Origin of the sequence: Bacillus sp. ISL-45, assembly GCF_018613195.1 — a bacterium.
In the GTDB taxonomy this organism is placed as follows: domain Bacteria; phylum Bacillota; class Bacilli; order Bacillales; family Cytobacillaceae; genus Mesobacillus.
Window position 1 is genome coordinate 63716 of record NZ_JAGGQQ010000012.1, and the last position, 19844, is coordinate 83559.

Consider the following 19844-nt stretch of genomic DNA (forward strand, 5'->3'; position numbering starts at 1 on the left):
ATCCTAAAGCCGATTTTAGCGTATATAAAGCCATTTTGCTGGTCGGTATTAAGTATGCAAGCTCTTTTCTCATTATAAAGAGACAAGTTTGCAAAGAAAAAAAGGTCATTCAATCTTATTTTGTAGTCGATAGCAATTAAGTTTGAGAAAAGAGCTTTGTGAAAAACTACAATAATAAGGTAATTAAAATATGGCTGTTTTCGTAAAGATTGTTGTTAAAATCCTAAAGCCGAGTTTAACGTGATAATAGCCATTTGGTATGTCGGTACTAAGTTTGCAAGCTCTTTTCTCATAATAAGCGTTCATTTTGTGAAGAAACTCAGGTAATTCAATCCTATTTTGTAGGCAATAGCAACAAAGTTTGAGAAAAGAGCCTAAAATATAGACAAGCTTTTTGTTGAACCAATTTCAAAAGTGAGTCATAATTATATATATGACCATATATTCATATATAAGGCGGGGAGGGATCATATGGGACATAATCATTCGCATGGGCACAGTCACAGCCACGGCCATGCCCATACAAACAATAAAAGAGCTTTATTCTGGGCTTTTCTCATAATTGCAGCTTTCATGGTTATTGAGGTGATTGGCGGGGTCATCACCAACAGCCTTGCTTTGCTTTCCGACGCGGGCCATATGCTGAGCGATGCAGCTGCACTTGGTTTGAGCTTGTTCGCGATGAAGCTTGGCGAAAGAAAGGCCACACAATCAAAGACGTATGGTTATAAAAGATTCGAAATCATCGCAGCAGCTTTAAACGGGCTTACCTTGATTATTATTTCAATTTATATATTTGTTGAAGCATACCATCGTTTTACAGATCCTCCGCAAGTTCAAAGCATAGGAATGCTGACGATTTCCGTTATTGGGCTGATTGTCAATATCATTGCCGCGTGGATTTTGATGAGTGGAGACAAGGATGAAAACTTGAATGTAAGAAGCGCTTTCCTTCACGTGTTGGGAGATATGCTTGGCTCGGTTGGGGCAATCACAGCAGCATTGCTGATATACTTCTTTGGCTGGGGACTTGCAGATCCCATCGCGAGCGTAGCCGTTGCGATTCTGATCATCATCAGCGGCTGGAGAGTGATGAAGGAGAGCTTTCATGTACTGATGGAAGGCACACCGGAGCAGATTAAAGTGAACGAAGTGAAAGATGAAATAATGAAGATTCCCGAAGTGAAGGATGTGCATGATGTCCACATCTGGTCGATTACTTCAGGCGTGCTGATGCTTAGCGGGCATATTGCCGTCAAAGGCGAAGGAGCGCATGACAGAGTGCTTCACAAAGCCCAGAAGCTGTTGCATGACCGCTTCGGGATTGATCATAGTACACTTCAGGTAGAAGGGGAGGAACACGGATGCCCATGCGCCCATGGACCTTGCAATTGATTAAACAGTACCATATCACGATGGAATAAAAACATTAAAATGCTGTTATCGCAATGATTGTTGCTATCGTAAATGTTCTAGAATCGCGCTAAAGAAGGTGTCTGGCTCTTTTCGAGATGATTCCTGATATGGATGGCATTTTATACTCGTGAAAACCCAGGCGCCGGTTTTTATTTTTGGTTGAGAAAGCAATAAAGTTTACGAAAGGCTGTTTTCGTAAAGATTGTTGTTAAAATCCTAAAGCCGATTTTAACGTAATATAAAGCCATTTTGCAGGGCGGTATTAAGTTGAGATGCTCTTTTCTCACAAAAAAGTCTACTTTGCGAGGAAAAATAGGTCATTCAATCCTATTTTGTAGTCAATAGCAACAAAGTTTGAGAAAAGAGCCTAACGAAAAGAGCCATCAAAAAAACATGCCAGCCAATATAGATGGGCATACCCATCAATGATGGCTGGCATGTTCTATGCTTTGCTTTAACAGATCGATGACATGTTCGTCATCATGGGTATAATAGAGCGAAGTGCCTTCTCTCCTGAATTTGACGAGCCTGAGATTCTTTAAAAAGCGCAGCTGATGTGAAACGGTCGATTGCAGCAAAGAAAGCTTTTCTGCTATCTCATTAACCGAATGTTCCCCCTGTAGCAGCAGATGGAGGATTCTGAGTCTCGTGGGATCTGAAAGGGCTTTGAAGGTCTGGGAAACCATGAATAATGTTTCCTCATCCAAATCCATTTCATGCGTGTTCTTTTTCTTTTCTTCCAAGTTAATCAGCCTCCTTCATCTATATTATACCTTATGAAAGAAAAATCACGGCTGTAAAAACAGACGAGATTTCTGTTTTTGATATAGAGTCTTTCAGCATCTAAACGAGTAATCCAGCCTCTCAATATTAGGATGAATAACTATTCCTGTAGAGGTGGAAATATAGAACATGCAAATAAAGATAGATGGTGACTGAGCAAATGAACAGGAATCTTTGAGGCTCGGGTGATAAACTTATAGTTAATAGAGGCAGGAAGTAGGTGAAGAGGTGGACGAGAACAATACACATGAATCAAAATATATCCAGCAGCACCTTGCAAATGAGCGTACCTACCTTGCCTGGGTCCGGACCTCAATCGCCATAATCGGGATTGGTTTTCTGGCATCAAGTTTGCATTTTAATAACATCAGGTCTGTAAGCCCGGCTGCAGACACGATTGCTGTTTTTGTCAGCATCTTTTCTTTGTTGATTGGTTTGATAATCCTGTTCTTTGCGACAACACATTATTTCTCGGTACGAAAAAATATCAACAGGCAAACATTCGAATCAGCCAGTAACCTGATAAAAATTTCTACAGGGATCATTTTTTTGATCTTTCTGTTACTTGGTATTTATTTAATCAGCATTTTATTTTGACGTGGCTTTATTGCCAGTTTGACTTGTTCCCTTATGGACCGGGCTTCTCCTTACGAGGTGCTTGCAGACAAAGGGAATCTTTAAGACCATCAGCGGAAACCAGGCAGAGCATCGTTACCCTCAATTGCCGGTGCTGTTTTTCTCTGGTTTTTTATGAGTTATGAGACCATCGTAATTGGTGATATATAGCTCAATTTCCGGCTGGATATCGAGGCAGTGGGCATTCAACAGCTGATAATAGTTCACTCTATGCAGTGGGTCATAGGGAAGCATTGGGTACTCCTTATGCTCTTTAACATAAAGATCTACTGCCTTTTGGACTTTATCAATCGTTATTGCTAGATTTTTTTCTTCCTCAGTGAAAATATCGTATGTTTCCTTTGACATATAAAAGTTTCGTGATGGAATTCCTTTCAGGAGGGGGGCAAGTTGTTCCATATCGATCCTGTTGTCTTCCTTGACAAGAATAGTTCGGTAAACGCCCTTGGGAAGATGTTCTGAATACGTGCGTACTGCTTTTTTTATCTGGTCAACGCTTGCCTCAATGATTGGCCAGGTGGTTTCCTTCGACTTTTTTTTAACCCTGGCATAGAAAATAATAAATTGGACCAATCCTGCAGTGGAACTCAATATAGTTAAATACGGAAATAAATCGAACATGAGGTCTAATAGCCAACCGATGATTAGCCAGACGAATGCAGTTGTAACTTTTATGCCGGCTGTTTCAGAAAATAAGTGTCTGCTGCTGCTCTTGTCTTTCTCCGTTTGCATCTTAATCCCTCCTTTCAAAGGCAGAAACTGCCATTGCTACTCCATAATCCATTAACCATTACAGGAGTCACATTATTTGTGTGAAGGCTTATAAAGAGACTGGACTTAAGATAACGCTGGTTTTGCCGATATAAAAGTAAGAGTCTGTCCTTTTGTGCTATTGTGGGAAGAGTTCAACCGGGCGATTGAAGCAGGGGGCGGGATGGGATAAAAAGGCGGATCAGTTTCTACCTATATTATATTAAATTCTCTTCATGATTGGTATGGTTCTGTTTTGAATATTATGAAAATAAGATTCGAAACAGGTCGATTATATGGCTGAATATTGTATAATATTTAGAAAGCTTCAATCTTTTTCCCGAAAATTGTCATGCGACTGGCTTGCATGTATCAGCTATTTCATAAAGGCAAATAAACCAGACAGAAACGAGGGGCAGGATGGATATTCCCCATATGTACATATTTGACTTGAATAATATAGCTTTGACCGTCGTTTTTTTAATCATTTCGTCCATAATGGCAGTTGAATTCAGCAGGCAAATCAAAAAGACGGTTAATAGAAAAAGACGTAAAATGGTCCTGTATTCGCTTCTTTTGGCTCTCACATTCTTGCTGACACATCTTTTTGTGATTATTTCTGCAGGCGTTCCATTTTCGACAAGCAATATTTATTTATTTTTTATGATATTTTTTGGCATTTGCGGAATTGGATCATACGCAGCTTTGAGTCTGGCGCAAAGGGATATTGCGAATACTGCTCAGTACGTATTCACTAGTCTATTAATAGCTGCCAGCATCATGGGGGCTGAATATACGGCATTCTATATAATCTTCAGGGAAGCTATCAAAGTTCAGCCGATTTTATCCATTATCTCCTTTTTAATGATATTGGTCACTTCATTTTCGTTCATCAGGTTTTTGATGCAGATTACCAACGAGGATATTTATGAGTTTGTAAAAAAGTATAAGTATACAGGCAGTGTCCTTGGCGGCATGGCAATGGGAGGTATCCCGTATATCGTCCTGACTTCGATGATGAACGTTACAGATGGAAGCGGCATACATTCCTACCTGGCGCCGTTCGTTTATATGGCCACAGCAAATTTATTATTCATGCTCGTACCGGACCTATTTGGCGAAAAACTGATCATGAAGAACGTCCAGTCTCATTTATCCTTGTTTACCCATAACCCTGATTCTGTATTCAGGGTCGACTTACAAGGTTATATTTTAAGTGTCAATAAAAAGGCAGTTGAGCTGACAGGCTATATGGCCAATGAATTAGCGGGTCTCCATTTCATTGATTTGATTGGGGGCAGCGAGGAAGAAAAGAAAATAAGGAAATATTTCATGAAAGTGCTCAGCGGTGAGACGAAATTGATTGAAACCACTCTGATAAGGGCGGATTCAACTTATGCCGACGTAAGAATCACAGCGGTGAGAATCATCGTTAAAAATACAACAGTTGGTGTCTTTGGAATAGTCAGGGACATAACAGAACAGAAAAAAGCAGACAAAATGATTGAGTATCTTGCATATCATGATGAACTGACTAATTTGCCTAACAGACGGAATTTAGAGAAAGTCATGGCAGTGCAATTTATTAAGGATGAAGGGTTTTCCTTGATCTATCTTGATTTTGATCGTTTTAAAAGAATCAATGATACATTTGGGCATTCATTTGGTGATAAGATTTTGGTTGAGATCGGCAGGAAGCTCTCAGAAGTTGTCCCGGAGGAATGCCTTGTTGCAAGAATAGGCGGAGATGAATTCGCGATTCTTGTTACTGGAGGGAATAAGCCAGACGGAGTTGCCAAAAAGATTGTGCATGCATTCCAGAGTCCGCTTTTTGCGGAGGGAATGGAATTCCTGATCACGGCTAGTATTGGGATCTCAAGGTATCCAGAAGATACGGATAATCTTGGATTATTGCTGAAGTTTGCTGATATGGCAATGTATAAGGCAAAAGAAAACGGTGCGAACCACTTTCAGTTTTTTGACCAAAGCATGGTGGACCATAACCTGAATAAGTTTGAACTTGAGAATGAATTGCGGAACGCTATAAATAGTGATTCTCTCACGGTTTTTTACCAGCCTAAGTACAATGCAGCAACAAATGAAATAACAGGGGCTGAAGCACTGGCAAGGTGGAAGCATGCTCGCCATGGAATGATTCCTCCAGGTGTGTTCATTCCGATTGCAGAGGAAGCGAACTTGATCGTACCTCTCGAGAGATTGATCATCAGGAAAGTGTTCAGTCAGCTTGTACAATGGAAGGGTCAGGGTTTTGAAGTTCCCCGCACTTCGATCAATATCTCGATCATCCATTTTTACCAGGAGGATTTCGTGAAATTCATGAGGCAAACACTTAAAGAATATGGACTTTATGGTGAATTGATTGAAATCGAAGTAACTGAAAGTATCATGATTAAGAAGGAAGATAGCATCAACGCACAGCTCCAGGCTTTAAGGGAGATTGGAATCGAGGTCAGCATTGATGATTTTGGCACGGGATACAGTTCATTGAGTTATTTAAGTAAGCTTTCGGTCGATCGTTTGAAAATTGACCAGAGCTTCATTTCACACTCCCAGGAAAACCGTGAAATCATATCCACGATTGTCTCTATGGCAACGAACCTAAAGTTAAAGGTGATTGCCGAGGGGGTAGAAACGGAATCTCAGATTGACCTGTTAAAATCACTGGGCTGCCACGAAGTCCAGGGATATTTTTACTCACCGCCATTGCCATCCAATGAATATGAAACGATGATGAACAGGGAACTTCAGGAGACATGACGGCCTTTTTGACTGACTGTGCTGATTATGTTACTATTCTTTTATGAAAAGTCCTCTAGGGTTCCGCAGCTTTTGCTGGACTGGTCCGAGAGAGGGCGCACAGGAATTGCCTGTGTACACGGAGGGATAAAAACCCGGGAGATATCTATGTGATATCTCCCGGTTTTTTTATGGTTAAGATATTTATATGGTTATTGAGTTGCGGATAATCCCATGAAGTTTTCTTAATCAAGCTCCGTCGCCTGCACTTTAAAATGAAAGGGGTAAGAAGTATGGCTTGGTTTTATTTAGTTATCGCCGGTATATTTGAAGTCGTTTGGGCCATTGGCCTGAAGTATACAGAAGGTTTCACCAAAGCAGTTCCATCGTTGATCACCTTGGTCGGGATGGCCATAAGCTTTTATTTTTTGTCTATGGCAGTCAAAACTTTGCCAATCGGTACTGCATATGCAATCTGGACTGGAATTGGAGCTGCAGGGGCAGTCATTCTAGGGATAGTTTTGTTTGGAGAGCCGCGTAGCCTGATGAGACTGATGTTCGTTGCCTTCATTCTGGTTGGGATCATCGGCCTGAAAGCAACATCCGGAAGCAATTAATCATATTCAGGAAGTAGGCTAGCAGAAAAGTACAGTCTGCTTTTTGAAATTTAATTTGAAATTTTCACCAATATATATTATGATGCCGGTAGGTACCTTTTATTACTAGGTAGGTGATAGGATGTTTAATCGTGAACTTTTAAAAGGGAGCACATCGCTTGTGCTGCTCCAGTTGTTGAATGAACGGGATATGTATGGTTACGAGCTAGTGAAAGAACTGGATAAGCGCAGTGACCACAGCCTGCAGGTAAAAGAAGGAACCCTTTACCCGGCATTGCATAAGCTTGAAAAGCAGGGATACATTGAATTTTACTGGCAGGAGCAGGAAAAAGGCCCGGCAAGGAAGTATTACCGGATTACTGATGAGGGCAGGGAAGTCCTTATAGTGAAAACGGAAGAATGGCAACAGTTCGTCAATGTCATGAACAAAGTGATCAGGAGACCGAAAAATGATCCAGTTAAAGACTGAATTCCTCAACGAGCTTGGCAGGCACCTGGGGAAGCATACGGACAAAGAACAAATTTTAGCTGAATATGATATCCATATCACAGAAATGCTTGAAGAGTTCAATGGCAGTGAAAGAGAAGAGGCGGATATTAGCACTGAACTTTATGCAAGGTTGGGGACTCCGGAAGAGATTGCAGATAGCTGGAAGGAAGAACTGTCAACGACCTCAATAAAAACTCAATGGGTTTTTATTTTGGCCAACCTGATATTCTTCGTTGGCGGCACCATCCTGACCCTGGTTCATAATCTTTTTGATTTCCCTTTCATTGACATGGCGTGGAAAAGCCTGACGTCGATACCAGCTGTGATCATTTTGCTTTACCTCTTCTTTTGGATACTGCTTGGATATGAAATAGGCAAAGGCTTTGGCCATAAGGGCAGGAGATTGATGAAAAAGACGTTCATTCTCTCCATTCTGCCGAACATCATTCTTATGAACTTGACTTTGTTCAACCTGATTCCGCATGATTGGTTCCAGCCGCTCCTAAGCCCCGCATTCATTTTTATTTGTATTTTGTTTACAGCACTATTGTATCCAATATGTTGGGTTGGATATAGATGGGGGAAAAGGGCTTCCATCTAATTTTTTTGTCATAGTACATAGAATTTCTATGTACATAGAATTATAAGGTGAATATATTTTTTGAATATATACCTAGTTATTCTAGGTGAGAGGAGAGAGTCAAGTGGAAGTGAAAATGAAAAAAGGTGACTGGATGTTTTTCCTGGTTTGTCTTGCTCTGGGGATCCTGGCTGAAAGGTCTTTCTTGAATGGGAAAATTGGCCTATCCTATCCTGTGTTTATTACTGTGTTTTATGGTGTGTTCTTCTGGAGGTATCGTTCATTTGCCTTCACCAATAAAAGGCTTGGACTTTTGATGGTTGCTTCAATATGGCTCCTTTCAACCAGCTTTTTTCTTCATTCGAATATGATTTTATATGTATTGAACTTCCTGGTGATTCCAGTGATGGTCCTTATCCAGCTTGTGCTTATTACTTATCCGCTTCATAATCAATGGCATAGATGGCCGTTCGTCCAAAATCTCTTTTTGACAGTAGGAGCAGCAATTGCCTATGTTTACAAGTTTTTAATGAATGCGGCTAAATTGGCAGTCAGAGGGCTTGAAGAAAGCAAGAGTGCAACGATCCGAAAAGTATTGATCGGCATGGCTATTTCAATCCCGCTATTGTTTGTTATCGTCAATCTGCTTGTCTCTGCTGACCAGCAGTTCGGAAACCTATTAGGCGCCTTCCCTCGCTGGCTTTTGGGATTGAAGATAGAGGAAGAAGTGCTGCGGACGATTGCGGTCACTATTTATGCATTGTCAATCTTTGGACTATTCCAGGTGCTAAGGAATAAGCAGCCGCTGCCTGCAAAATCCCAGGAGCCAAAAGATAAGATGGCATGGGACAGCGTGATCAGCCTGACAGTGCTTACTTTATTGAATATCGTGTATCTGTTGTTTGTCATTGTACAATTCCAATACTTTTTCAGTGAGACTCTAAAGGCAGGATTTACGTATGCTGAATTTGCACGCAGAGGATTCTTTGAACTTCTTTTTGTGACCATGTTGAATTTGTTGATCATATCCGCTATTGTTTCGTATGTTGATAAAGCTTCCAAATTTATGACGCTGGCTATTCGCTCTCTTCTTTCTCTGCTCGTCATCTTTAGCGGAGTGATGCTGTATTCAGCTTTTATACGCCTGTTCATGTATGAAGAGGCTTATGGATTCACTTTTGCCAGGGTACTGGCCCATTCTTTCATGGTTTTCCTGCTGGTGATATTGTGCTACTCCTTTATGAGAATATGGATGGAAAGGCTCTCACTAGTCCGCTTTTACATCATATCTGCCATCATTTTTTATACATTGATCAACACAGTCCAGCTTGACCGGTATGTTGTTGACCGTAATTTGGAGCGTTATTCAGAAACCGGAAAAATAGATATTTACTATCTGAACTCACTGTCTTATGAAGGAGTGGAGGGACTGGTGGAGCTATATAAGCTTAATCCAGACCACCCAGGTCTCACGGACTTGCTGCTGCAAAGGAGGCAAGAATTCCTGGATTCAGAAGAAAGCTGGAATACGATAAATATGGCCAGAAGAAACGCTGAAAAAGCGTTAATGGAACTGGAGATGCAGTAACAATGAAATATGGCAAAAATGAAAACAAAGGCGTCTTTGTTACTAGTTTTGTAACATATCAATGTGAATAATGATGATAAAATAACCTTAAGCCAAATAAAGGGGAGCCATGTGAAATGGAAGGGATATCTGAAATCATCAATCTCTTAAAAGGTATTGAAAGTTCGATTGACTCATTGAATAAAAGGACCGAAAACATAGAAAAAAGACTCGGCCGACTCGAAAAAGTCGATAGCATTGAGCATCGCGTAACATCAAACCAGATCGATATAACAGACATTAAAGACGCACTTGAAAGAATGGAAGAAGCACAAAGTGCAAAAATCGAAAACATGTTAAAAGAATTGCTAAGCAAAGCAGCAATGAAAAACAATACAGAATTCACCACGATCCACAAACGCCTTGATTCCCATCTTTTAAAATTGGGCAGGGTCGAGGAAGAAATCCTGATGGTCCAGCAAGAAAAATAGTTTTTTAGAGATTGCGATCGTGCAGTCTCTTTTTTTATATAATGCTTCCACAAAACTTTCATAAACTCTCAATCTCTTTATTTATAAGGGTCTGGAGGCTTTTTGAAGCAGTTATGTTAAGTTGTTCACAAAAAATTTCACTTTGCGGGACTAAGACGAAGTATTTGGAAGTTATGATTAATGTGTACTCATACATTGCCTTTATTAGGCAGATTAATAGTATATATTTTATTTGAGGTGAGTCCTTTGAAATACGATTTAGTCCTTCTTCATGCGCCAAGTGTTTATGATTTCAGGAAAAATGCGCTGCTGGTAGGCCCGATCAGTGACGTCGTTCCATCCTCTCCAGTATTCGAAATGTATCCTATTGGCCTGACAAGCATTGCGGAATATTTAGAACGCCAGGGCTTGCGCGTGAAAATTATTAATATCGCTAATCGAATGTTGATGGATGAAAACTTTGATGTCGAAAAGAAATTAAAAAAGATCAAGACACGGGCTTTTGGAATTGACCTTCACTGGCTGCCGCATGCTCATGGAAGTATCGAACTTGCGAAAATTGTGAAAAACCTTCACCCGGAAACTCCTATGGTTTTTGGCGGTTTATCTGCAACCTATTACCATAAAGAATTAATAGAATATCCATTCATTGATTTTGTCATGAGGGGTGATTCAACTGAAAAATTAATGCTCCTTTTGATCAACCATTTGAAAAATGGAACCCATCATCAGGGCGGGATTCCAAACCTTACTTGGAAGGACGGAGACACTCCAGTATACAACCCGTTAAGCCATGTTCCTGACAGCCTGGATGAATTTGATATACCGGGCTATCGATATACGATCAAGTCGGTCTTCAAGTATAAGAATTTCCTGGACCCGCTCCCCTATAATGGATGGCTTCAATACCCTAATACCGCGATTCTCACGGCAAAAGGCTGCACCCAGGGCTGCTTGATTTGCGGGGGCTCGAAGCAATCATACAAGGATAACTGCAATCGTAAAGTCCTGGCAAAACGCTCGCCTGCTAAACTAGTAGAGGACATTCTTTTCATCCAGCGCTTCAGCAGGGCTCCGATTTTCATTCTTCATGATATCCGCCAAGCGGGAAAGGAATATGTGGATGAGTTTTTTGAAAGGCTCAGTAAGATCAACTTGAAAAATGAGCTGGTATTCGAGTTGTTCCAATATGCGAACGAAGAGTTTTTTGAAAAGATTGAGAAGGCTGTACCAAAGTACAGCATTGAATTGACATTGGAAACACATGATGAGAAGATCCGCCGTTATAATGGCAAATTTAATTGCACAAATGCAAAAGTCATTGAAACACTGCAGGCTGCATTAAAGCATAGCTGCAAGAAGATAGATATATTTTTCATGGTTGGCATTCCGCACCAGGATTATCAAAGCGCCCTTGACAATGTCGAATTTTGTGAGGAAATTCATAATGCATGTGGAGGGGATAAACGTCTATCATACTTTGTCGCTCCGCTGGCACCATTCCTGGACCCGGCAAGCCCGGCTTTTGAAAATCCCGAAAAATATGGCTATAAGAAGTTCTGCCATACACTTGAGGACCATAGAAAAGCAATCACCCAGCCATCATGGAAATACATGCTCAGCTTTGAAACAGATTATATGACCAGGGATGATATTGTAAAGTCAACCTATGAATCTGCCAGAAGCCTCAATGCCTTTAAACTGAAGTACAGCCTTGTAGACCAAAAGACACATGATGAGGTGAATGAGAAAATCACCAGGTCGCTTGAATATATAGAGAAAATCGATGAAATTGTTGCTCTTCCCGAACAGGAAAAAAACCAGCAGTTAGCACTTCTTAGCAAGGAAATGGAAGAAGTGAACAAATACAGTATTTGCGGTAAGCATGAATTGAAATGGGAAGTGAAAAAGCACTATGCTGATATCTTCTCGCTGACGGCAATCGGAATAGAGCTGTTGGCAGAGGACATCTTGATCAATGCAAAACAGAAATGGAATGCCTATAATAAAAGAGTTGGAGAAGCCTCTAAAAGCAGGACGTGAATTTTAGAAGAGAGCCCCTAAGGACCTAATCCTGAGGGGCTCTTTTGCATGTTAATTACCTAAGTGGTTCCTGAAGTTAATCTTAAAAATGTTTAAAGTAGAACGAAATGTGAAAAGGTAAAGGAAAATATATTTAACTAGTAAAGCGGGTGGAGAAATGTCATCAATGATTGAATTTTTTAAAAGAGGAAATAAATCTTCGGGGATTGCTGCGGTTGGGAATACCTTCCTTGCAATCATCAAAGGGGTTGCTGCAGCTATCAGCGGAAGTGGTACGATGCTCGCGACGACACTTCATTCGGTTGCAGATGCACTGAATCAATTTTTTGTTTTCATCGGCAGTGCCATCTCGGAAAAAGAAGCGACAAAGCGATTTCCGACCGGATTTGGAAGAGTTGTAAACCTGTTCGTACTCGTGGCTGTCATCATCATTTCAATCATGGCATATGAAACAGTAATCAAAGGATGGGAACTGATCCAGCATCCAAAAGCTTCTTCAAATATGTGGTTGAATGTTATTATTATGATAATCGCAGTACTTGTTGATGGGGCAATCTTGATAAAAGCAATGAAGGAAATTGCTCACGAAACGAGAAGTGAAGCAAAGGGATTCGGAATAGTAGGAAATGCATTTAAGAATGTCAGTCTGGCTGCTCCGCCGACAAGACTAGTTTTCTATGAAGATTTGATTGCGACTTTTGGTGCACTGTTAGCACTTGTTTCGATTGTAATGGCCCATGTTACAGGATTTTATTTACTTGATGGGATTGGAACCTTACTGATTGGCATCCTGCTGATTGGGATTGCTTTGAAGATTGGTTATGAAAATACGGTTGGACTGATTGGTGTCGCCGCGCCTAACGTGGTTGAAAACAGGATTGCAAGGCTCATTCTATCCGATCCGGATGTAATTGACATCAATACGTTAAGGATTGTCCAGGAGGGCAGACAGTACCATGTCGAAAGTTATCTGGAACTCCGTAAAGGGCTGACACTTGCCGACGCTGATGATATCAAGTTCAGGGTCAGGGATAAGGTACTGACGGATCCAGATGTTGACGATGTAATAATGGGTATCATCGAAGCGGATGACGTCCAAAATTGGAAACTGTAAAATGTAAAAAACAGGCAGAGTTTGGTATCTGCCTGTTTTTGTTTAGTTTTAGCATGATACAGCCCTAGAACTAATTGGTTTTTCTATGAAACAACTTCAGTCTGGTTCATAAAAAAATTTTCCGCTGGCTTTTCGATTTCGGGTTGTTTACTTACTTCAATATATTTAATGTGGTGCTCTTCCATTTCAATGATCTTGAACGAATAGGATCCAAAGCAAACAACGTCGCCCTGCTTGACTTCATAATTTTCGGTAAGCATCCAGCCGCCGATTGTATCGACATCTTCATCGTTGATATCAATCGCAAGCATTTCATTTACCTCACTGACTAGCAATTTGGCATCGATGATATAATGACTTTCTTTGACTTTGCGAATCATCGGCACTTCATCCATATCGAACTCATCGCGAATTTCTCCCACAATTTCTTCAAGGATATCTTCTACTGTTACAAGCCCGGAAGTTCCGCCATATTCATCCATCAAGATCGCCATGTGTATGCGTTCTTTTTGCATCTTGACGAGCAGGTCGTGAATAGGGATGCTGTCAATGACCCGGATGATTGGACGAATATATGAATCTATCGCTTTTTTTCCGCGCCCCTGGTCATGGATCAGATCAGTCATGACTTCCTTGATATTGACAAGCCCGACAATGTGGTCCTTATCTCCGTCGATGACGGGATATCGGGTGAATTTCTCTTCCTTTACAATCTGGAGGAAGTTCTCCAGAGTATCCTCGATTGACAACGAAATGATTTCCGTACGGGGCACCATGATTTCCTTAGCGATCCGGTTGTCAAATTCGAAAATTTTATTTACATACTTAAACTCTGACTGGTTGATTTCACCACTTTTAAAGCTCTCAGACAGAATAATGCGAAGTTCTTCCTCAGAATGAGCCAAATCCTGTTCAGAGGCAGGCTTAAGACCGACAAGCCCAACAGCAAGACGAGCGGATCCGTTCAATAACCAGATGAATGGATACATGATCTTGTAAAAAAGGATCAGCGGACCAGCTGTATTCAGCGAAACCCATTCAGCCTTTTGAATCGCTAAAGTCTTAGGGGCGAGTTCCCCGACTACGACATGCAGGAACGTAATCGTCGCGAATGCAATCCCCACTGAAAAGACATGTCCGACGGATTCAGAAATAGCCAGGCTGTTGAACAATGGTTTTAGCAAATCGGCAATTGCCGGCTCTCCAAGCCAGCCTATTCCCAGAGCAGTGATTGTGATCCCAAGCTGGCAGGCAGAAAGGTACTCATCCAGATTGGATATGACTCTTTTTGCGAGCACAGCTTTTTTGCTGCCTTCCTCTATTAGTTGGTCGATTCTGGAACTTCTCACTTTAACAATCGCAAATTCTGAGACGACAAAAAATGCCGTTAAAGCAATTAAAATGGCTATCCAAACCAAGTTAAATATGTCCAAATAAGTTCCCTTAGCCCGCGGATTTGCGGGTAAGGAGTCACCTCCCAGTAAACTGAAAATTAAGCCTGGAGTTACAGGCTGCAAATAAATGATTACATTCATCAAGACATTTTAACGGCCCGTTCCGTGCGGCTGGATCAGCCAGGGCCAACATCCTGTTATGCTGTTCCTTCCGCGTTTACAGCTGTTAAATTCTCGATACGATAGATTGCCCCATCATACCACCTCAGCTTTATCATTTAAATTTTATTATACCATATCAAGAATAATTAAGGGGAACATTAATACGGTTTGATATCAATGTATGAAACGGACACATAAAGTATGAAGTTTATGTTCAAGTATATTGGAAAATTCAGATTTTAACAATTTAATGCTTTTCCAGGAGGGTCAGAAAAATTTCCCAATGTAAATAAAACCCTTTTTATGGCTTTTTTAACAGTTAGAGTTTGAAATTAGTTTAAATATTCAGTAAAATTTCTATAAAAAGGGAGGCTGTCTATGAGTATTCTTTTATCAAGTTTGGAAAGAAAGTTACATAAAGCCGAAAAGACGGATGAACAAATTTGGGTAGGTCCATCCCTGGATTTCATTTGCAAGAGAACTCCGGATGGTCTCATCAAATATGTTACACCAACCGTTTATTCCATGCTCGGCTATGAGCCATCTGAATTAGTCGGAAAACTGTACACTTTACTTGTTCACGCCGAGGATTATAAACGGATCTTGAATGCTGACATGCCCGAAGCTGAGGACGTATGCAGTCTCACTTACCGCATTAAGCGAAAAGACGGAGTGTATATCTGGGTGAATTCACAAATCTCGGTTGTTCGGCATCCTGAAACAAATGAACCATTTGAACTATTTTCAGTGACAAGTGATGTTTCTGCAAAAATCAAAACAGAGCATTTCATCCTTGAGTATGAAAAATTGAATGTTGTTGGCCAGCTTGCTGCAGGTATTGCACATGAAATCAAAAACCCTTTGACAAGCCTGAAAGGTTTTATCCAGCTTATGAAGTCAGGGAAAGAATTGAATCACAATTATTTAGCGATCATGGAAGAGGAAATAAAGCGGATGGAGACAGTATCCAAAGAGCTGATGATTATGGCAAAGCCGCATAAATCCGACTTAAAGTCCTTTGACGTAAATGACTTGGTTGATCATGCCATCACTCTGCTGATGGCTGAGGCAGCAAAAAAGTGCGTCGAAATAACCAAGCAATCTACACTTGAAGATGGAATGTTGCTTTGTGATGGGAATAAGATCAAGCAAGTGCTGATCAATATGCTGATGAACGCGATTGATGCGATGGATTTGCCAGGTGAAATAACGGTTGCGATTTCCAGATCAGTTGAGGAGTTGACTATTGCCATAGCTGATTCGGGTTCAGGAATCCCTTCGAAGGATTTGGACAGGATCGGCAAGCCTTTTTATACAACAAAGGAGAATGGGAACGGACTGGGTTTGATGATCTGCTATAAAATTATTGAAGAACATAATGGCAAAATCAATGTGGTATCGAATGGTGAAGGGACAACATTTACCATCAAGCTGCCAATCCGTTGATTTGCTTGATTCCAGTGCTTAAGAATAATGTACATGTCTTCTATGCCATTCTTTTGAAAGAAGCCCATATAAAAATAAATCCTGAAAATGTCCATTTAAGTATTCCCCATCACGTATGACACCCTCCTTGTAAAACCCAAGCTTCTTGGGGATGGCCTGGCTTTTATGATTGTCCTTGCCGCATCGGATCTCTATGCGGTTAAGCCCAAGCTCATAAAAAGCATGGTTTATGACTGCTTTCACTGATCTAATTGTAATGCCTTTTCCTTGCAGTTTTTCCGCCGTGTAGTAGCCAATGCTTGCCTGCGAGTTGCTCCAGTCAATGCCATGCAGGCTTATACTGCCTGCAAGGATCCCCCTGTATCGAATGCCAAAATGAATGCTGCTCCCTTCTTGATAATTTCTCTGCCACATTTGGATCACCGAAAAAAATTGACCGGGAGCTTGAATACCATCTATCCAGGGAAGCCACTCCCGCAAATAGCGACGATTAGAATCCACAAGCCAGAATAACTCCCCCGCTTCACGCGGCTCAAAAATTCGCAGTTCAAGTTCGGAATCAACTTTTAAAGTTAACATAGGAACCTCCTTAAACTTTTCCTGATGGTAGTTTTGGCCATTTAGTTCGCTGTAGTTTAAGCCGGCCAAAAGAGGGAATAAAGCTTTACATTGTTTTTTAATTTTTTTTGGGAGGAAGACTATGAAATTAACGACTAAGATTTTGATTGGCCTTGGACTTGGCGCAATGACCGGGCTGATCCTCAATATTTTCTCACCTGAATTGTTCACTGTTTTAGATAAATTCCTATTTACACCCCTTGGCAAGATATTCATCAATTTAATCAGTATGCTTGTCGTACCGATTGTCCTGTTTTCAATTATTCTCGGAACCGCTGGGTTAGGTGACCCCAAGAAACTTGGGAGGATTGGTTTTAAGACTGTAAGCTTTTTTTTAGGTACAACAGCGATTGCAATTACAATTGGTCTTGCGCTGGCATTTTTAATCAAGCCTGGCTTGATGGGCCAGTTTGATACCAGTGGAGCAGAATTCAAGGCTGAAAAGGCCCCTCCGGTAAGCGAAACCTTTTTAAATCTTATTCCAGCGAACCCGTTTGAAGCACTTACTGCTGGCAATATGCTGCAAATTATCGTGTTTGCGCTATTTATCGGGATTGCTTTAACAGCACTGGGTGACAAAACAAAAGGGATACTAAATCTGGTCGAACAAGGTAATGAGATCATGATGTATCTGGTAGGCCTTGTCATGAAGTTTGCTCCTTATGGAACTTTCGGTTTAATTGCTACGGCTATCGGAAGTCAGGGAATCGATGCCATCAAGGCGATGGGAGTATATATGATCGTCGTTGTTCTGGCTCTCGTTGTCCATGCGATTATTACTTATGGATCTGGTGTCTATTTCATTGGTAAGAAAAATCCATTTTGGTTCTTCAAGCAATTCTCCCCGGCGATGGGTGTTGCCTTCGGTACATCGAGCAGTAATGCAACACTTCCGGTTTCAATGGAAACAGCACAGAAGAACCTTCGTGTTCCTGAATCTGTCAGCAGCTTTGTGCAGCCTCTTGGAGCGACAATCAACATGGACGGCACAGCAATCATGCAGGGGGTAGCTACCGTCTTCATCGCACAGGTATACGGTGCCGACCTTACAATGGCCGAGCTTTTAACGGTTGTCCTGACTGCAGTGCTTGCAAGTATAGGGACGGCAGGTGTTCCAGGTGTTGGTTTGATCATGCTGGCGATGGTACTCCAATCAGTAGGCCTGCCAGTCGAAGGGATTGGACTAATACTTGGCATCGACCGTCTGCTCGATATGGCTCGAACGGCTGTCAATATTACTGGCGATGCAGCTTGTGCGGTCATTGTCTCTGAATCTGAGAAAAAGCATGCGTTAAGGCCTGAGAAAAGTAAAGTGAAAAAGGTGGCGGACGACCGCTCACTTGAATATTTAGATTAAAGTAGAAGAGACCCCGCCGTTGCCGGCGGGGTCTCGTTGTTCAGGTATATGTCAGATTTCGATCTTTGTCAAAGGCAGCAGCATGATAAAAGACGTTTTGTCAGGTTCTGATGAACAGGCGAGTATGCCTTTATGCTTTTCGATGATTTCCCTGCAGACGAACAATCCAAGTCCGGTTCCAAGTGTTTTGGTCGTGACGAATGGCTCAAAGATGGTTTTTAACAAATTGTCGGGTATGATTGGCCCATTATTCGAAATTTCAATTTTTATATGGGTATCATTCACGAAATATCCTTTTATTTCAATCTGTGGATCATCACGGTACTGGCTCAATACGTCAATGGCATTGAAGATGATGTTGATGAGGACCTGCCTGATTTCATCAGCATAGCCGTACAAATCCATATCCTCGGCTATATCCTTGATCACCCGGACATTCGTGTCAAGGATGCTGGGATACAGGAAATTTAAAACCTCATCAATCATTTTATTCAAAGAGAAATGCGTTTTTTCTTTTCCAATCAGCTCTTTTTTTGATAGCAGCAAGAATTGCGAAATCCGGAAATTCAGTTGTTCAAGCTCGCTTGAGATGATATCAAGATACTTCATATCTTGATGTTCAGATCTTAAGAGTTGGATGAAGCCCTGAATAGAAGTCAGCGGATTGCGGAATTCATGGATGAAGCTAGACGTCATTTGCCCAAGCAATGTCAGCCTGTCTTTATGTGTTGAATCTATGAACTGGTTCTTTTCCTCGATGATCTTGTTTTTTTGTTCATTATAATAAGATACAGCGTAATACAAAAAGGTATCGAAACAGTAATTGATCGAGTTGATGGCTTCTTGCATTTCTGTCCATTCCATATTCATTTTATGAAGATGTTTGTATAGAACGGAGCGTCCGGAATTGACATTATAGACAAAATCGCCAATGTTTATGTCAGCACGTACTCGTTCTTCTCCGACCATGAAAGCAAGCTCCTGAATATGTTCTTCCAATTCCTCACTTGTCTTGGAAAACACCGAGAGAATGATTGCATACATTCTCTCAGCGTTCCTGCTTATTTTCTCTTTATATGGATCATCTTCTGAGACGATGATTTTTTCCGTCCAGTCAGCTATGAGGTTTTCTTTTTCACTAGTCAGGAAGCTAAGCAATCGGTTATCCGTAATTGGCAGCATTTCATTAAGTCCCCCAGTTTTTCATTTCGGTATTAAAGATTCGAGGAAAAATCTTAAATCCCTTTGTCGAATATTAAGAACATCCGCTGAATTGCGTCGAATAGCTAAAAACGTGACAAAAGAAGGATTTTTTTAGCAACATTGAAAGAGTTTTGTCTATTGTGTCATCGACATTTATTGAGAAGTGCAGAGTTTGCTGACAGGTTATACTTGTTATTAAATTGAAGAAGTAGTATATTCATAGTGTAGAAACTAAATAATAACCACAAGGGGAGCTGCGTGAAGCAGCTGAGAGTGAGCGGCCGAGTTCTTACCCTTTGAACCTGTTAGTTAATACTAGCGAAGGAATGTGGATGCGATAGGAAAGCAATCTTGGGAATCCTATATCGATCCCCACGATTGCTTTTTTTGTTTCTGAAGCAGAAAAGGCGTGTTAGAAAC

Annotated in this window: 18 protein-coding genes and 2 riboswitches; of the genes, 12 read left to right on the forward strand and 6 right to left on the reverse strand. The window is 41.0% G+C overall.

The features are described 5' to 3' along the window. Positions 1 to 471 precede the first annotated feature (471 nt). Complete coding sequence (locus J7E35_RS17010) at positions 472 to 1395, forward strand: cation diffusion facilitator family transporter (RefSeq protein ID WP_214781706.1); 924 nt, start codon at positions 472 to 474, stop codon at positions 1393 to 1395. A gap of 443 nt (positions 1396 to 1838) precedes the next feature. Here J7E35_RS17010 and J7E35_RS17015 read toward each other — a convergent pair whose 3' ends face one another. After that, positions 1839 to 2129 (reverse strand): ArsR/SmtB family transcription factor, encoded by a 291-nt coding sequence (locus tag J7E35_RS17015; protein ID WP_214781871.1) that lies wholly within the window; start codon positions 2127 to 2129, stop codon positions 1839 to 1841. A gap of 298 nt (positions 2130 to 2427) precedes the next feature. On the opposite strand from J7E35_RS17015, the gene J7E35_RS17020 reads away from it, so the two are divergent. Further along, positions 2428 to 2796 (forward strand): YidH family protein, encoded by a 369-nt coding sequence (locus J7E35_RS17020; protein ID WP_214781708.1) that lies wholly within the window; start codon positions 2428 to 2430, stop codon positions 2794 to 2796. Between the two features lie 120 nt (positions 2797 to 2916). Here J7E35_RS17020 and J7E35_RS17025 read toward each other — a convergent pair whose 3' ends face one another. Further along, a complete protein-coding gene (locus J7E35_RS17025) occupies positions 2917 to 3567 on the reverse strand; it encodes a DUF3939 domain-containing protein (protein ID WP_214781710.1) in 651 nt (216 codons plus the stop codon). A gap of 368 nt (positions 3568 to 3935) precedes the next feature. Next, complete coding sequence (locus J7E35_RS17030; RefSeq protein WP_214781712.1) at positions 3936 to 4073, reverse strand: hypothetical protein; 138 nt, start codon at positions 4071 to 4073, stop codon at positions 3936 to 3938. Between the two features lie 10 nt (positions 4074 to 4083). On the opposite strand from J7E35_RS17030, the gene J7E35_RS17035 reads away from it, so the two are divergent. The 8 genes from J7E35_RS17035 (at position 4084) to J7E35_RS17070 (ending at position 13244) form a co-directional block, all read left to right on the forward strand. Continuing rightward, positions 4084 to 6363, forward strand: coding sequence for a sensor domain-containing protein (locus J7E35_RS17035; RefSeq protein WP_214781714.1), 2280 nt, complete (start codon positions 4084 to 4086; stop codon positions 6361 to 6363). Positions 6364 to 6407: 44 nt separating this feature from the next. After that, positions 6408 to 6506: riboswitch (guanidine-I (ykkC/yxkD leader) on the forward strand. Between the two features lie 129 nt (positions 6507 to 6635). Continuing rightward, a complete protein-coding gene (gene sugE / locus J7E35_RS17040) occupies positions 6636 to 6959 on the forward strand; it encodes a quaternary ammonium compound efflux SMR transporter SugE (protein ID WP_214781716.1) in 324 nt (107 codons plus the stop codon). Positions 6960 to 7080: 121 nt separating this feature from the next. Further along, a complete protein-coding gene (locus J7E35_RS17045; protein WP_214781717.1) occupies positions 7081 to 7428 on the forward strand; it encodes a PadR family transcriptional regulator in 348 nt (115 codons plus the stop codon). After that, on the forward strand, positions 7409 to 8050 hold the full coding sequence (locus J7E35_RS17050; RefSeq protein WP_214781719.1) for an HAAS signaling domain-containing protein: 642 nt from the start codon (positions 7409 to 7411) through the stop codon (positions 8048 to 8050). The genes J7E35_RS17045 and J7E35_RS17050 overlap by 20 nt, the downstream gene beginning before the upstream one ends. 103 nt (positions 8051 to 8153) lie before the next feature. Then, entirely contained in the window at positions 8154 to 9617 is a 1464-nt protein-coding gene (locus J7E35_RS23755; protein ID WP_214781721.1) for a DUF4153 domain-containing protein, read from the forward strand. A 116-nt stretch (positions 9618 to 9733) separates the two neighbouring features. After that, positions 9734 to 10087 (forward strand): hypothetical protein, encoded by a 354-nt coding sequence (locus J7E35_RS17060; protein WP_214781723.1) that lies wholly within the window; start codon positions 9734 to 9736, stop codon positions 10085 to 10087. Positions 10088 to 10333: 246 nt separating this feature from the next. Beyond that, positions 10334 to 12130, forward strand: a complete 1797-nt coding sequence (locus J7E35_RS17065; RefSeq protein ID WP_214781725.1) for a TIGR04190 family B12-binding domain/radical SAM domain protein — start codon at positions 10334 to 10336, stop codon at positions 12128 to 12130. A gap of 157 nt (positions 12131 to 12287) precedes the next feature. Further along, the gene (locus J7E35_RS17070) at positions 12288 to 13244 is read left to right on the forward strand and encodes a cation diffusion facilitator family transporter (RefSeq protein WP_214781727.1); all 957 of its coding nucleotides are present in this window, start codon (positions 12288 to 12290) and stop codon (positions 13242 to 13244) included. Between the two features lie 83 nt (positions 13245 to 13327). On the opposite strand, the gene J7E35_RS17075 is transcribed toward J7E35_RS17070, so the two are convergent. Then, on the reverse strand, positions 13328 to 14677 hold the full coding sequence (locus J7E35_RS17075) for a hemolysin family protein (protein WP_251009789.1): 1350 nt from the start codon (positions 14675 to 14677) through the stop codon (positions 13328 to 13330). Between the two features lie 501 nt (positions 14678 to 15178). Between J7E35_RS17075 and J7E35_RS17080 the strand changes: the two genes are divergently transcribed. Then, the gene (locus tag J7E35_RS17080) at positions 15179 to 16246 is read left to right on the forward strand and encodes an ATP-binding protein (RefSeq protein ID WP_214781731.1); all 1068 of its coding nucleotides are present in this window, start codon (positions 15179 to 15181) and stop codon (positions 16244 to 16246) included. Positions 16247 to 16264: 18 nt separating this feature from the next. Here the strand turns inward: J7E35_RS17080 and J7E35_RS17085 are convergent, their stop codons facing one another. Further along, positions 16265 to 16825, reverse strand: a complete 561-nt coding sequence (locus J7E35_RS17085; protein ID WP_214781733.1) for a GNAT family N-acetyltransferase — start codon at positions 16823 to 16825, stop codon at positions 16265 to 16267. A 121-nt stretch (positions 16826 to 16946) separates the two neighbouring features. Between J7E35_RS17085 and J7E35_RS17090 the strand changes: the two genes are divergently transcribed. Continuing rightward, positions 16947 to 18221, forward strand: a complete 1275-nt coding sequence (locus J7E35_RS17090) for a dicarboxylate/amino acid:cation symporter (RefSeq protein ID WP_214781735.1) — start codon at positions 16947 to 16949, stop codon at positions 18219 to 18221. 51 nt (positions 18222 to 18272) lie between these two features. Here J7E35_RS17090 and J7E35_RS17095 read toward each other — a convergent pair whose 3' ends face one another. Next, positions 18273 to 19403, reverse strand: coding sequence for a histidine kinase N-terminal domain-containing protein (locus J7E35_RS17095; RefSeq protein WP_214781737.1), 1131 nt, complete (start codon positions 19401 to 19403; stop codon positions 18273 to 18275). A gap of 258 nt (positions 19404 to 19661) precedes the next feature. After that, positions 19662 to 19768: riboswitch (TPP riboswitch) on the forward strand. Positions 19769 to 19844 lie beyond the last annotated feature (76 nt).

Coding starts and splice junctions, on each gene's coding strand:
- J7E35_RS17010 (WP_214781706.1), top strand. CDS start 472: ATGGGACATAATCATTCGCATGGGCACAGTCACAGCCACGGCCATGCC.
- J7E35_RS17015 (WP_214781871.1), bottom strand. CDS start 2,129: ATGGATTTGGATGAGGAAACATTATTCATGGTTTCCCAGACCTTCAAA.
- J7E35_RS17025 (WP_214781710.1), bottom strand. CDS start 3,567: ATGCAAACGGAGAAAGACAAGAGCAGCAGCAGACACTTATTTTCTGAA.
- J7E35_RS17030 (WP_214781712.1), bottom strand. CDS start 4,073: ATGATTAAAAAAACGACGGTCAAAGCTATATTATTCAAGTCAAATATG.
- J7E35_RS17035 (WP_214781714.1), top strand. CDS start 4,084: ATGGCAGTTGAATTCAGCAGGCAAATCAAAAAGACGGTTAATAGAAAA.
- sugE (WP_214781716.1), top strand. CDS start 6,636: ATGGCTTGGTTTTATTTAGTTATCGCCGGTATATTTGAAGTCGTTTGG.
- J7E35_RS17045 (WP_214781717.1), top strand. CDS start 7,081: ATGTTTAATCGTGAACTTTTAAAAGGGAGCACATCGCTTGTGCTGCTC.
- J7E35_RS17050 (WP_214781719.1), top strand. CDS start 7,409: ATGATCCAGTTAAAGACTGAATTCCTCAACGAGCTTGGCAGGCACCTG.
- J7E35_RS17060 (WP_214781723.1), top strand. CDS start 9,734: ATGGAAGGGATATCTGAAATCATCAATCTCTTAAAAGGTATTGAAAGT.
- J7E35_RS17070 (WP_214781727.1), top strand. CDS start 12,288: ATGTCATCAATGATTGAATTTTTTAAAAGAGGAAATAAATCTTCGGGG.
- J7E35_RS17080 (WP_214781731.1), top strand. CDS start 15,179: ATGAGTATTCTTTTATCAAGTTTGGAAAGAAAGTTACATAAAGCCGAA.
- J7E35_RS17085 (WP_214781733.1), bottom strand. CDS start 16,825: ATGTTAACTTTAAAAGTTGATTCCGAACTTGAACTGCGAATTTTTGAG.
- J7E35_RS17090 (WP_214781735.1), top strand. CDS start 16,947: ATGAAATTAACGACTAAGATTTTGATTGGCCTTGGACTTGGCGCAATG.
- J7E35_RS17095 (WP_214781737.1), bottom strand. CDS start 19,403: ATGCTGCCAATTACGGATAACCGATTGCTTAGCTTCCTGACTAGTGAA.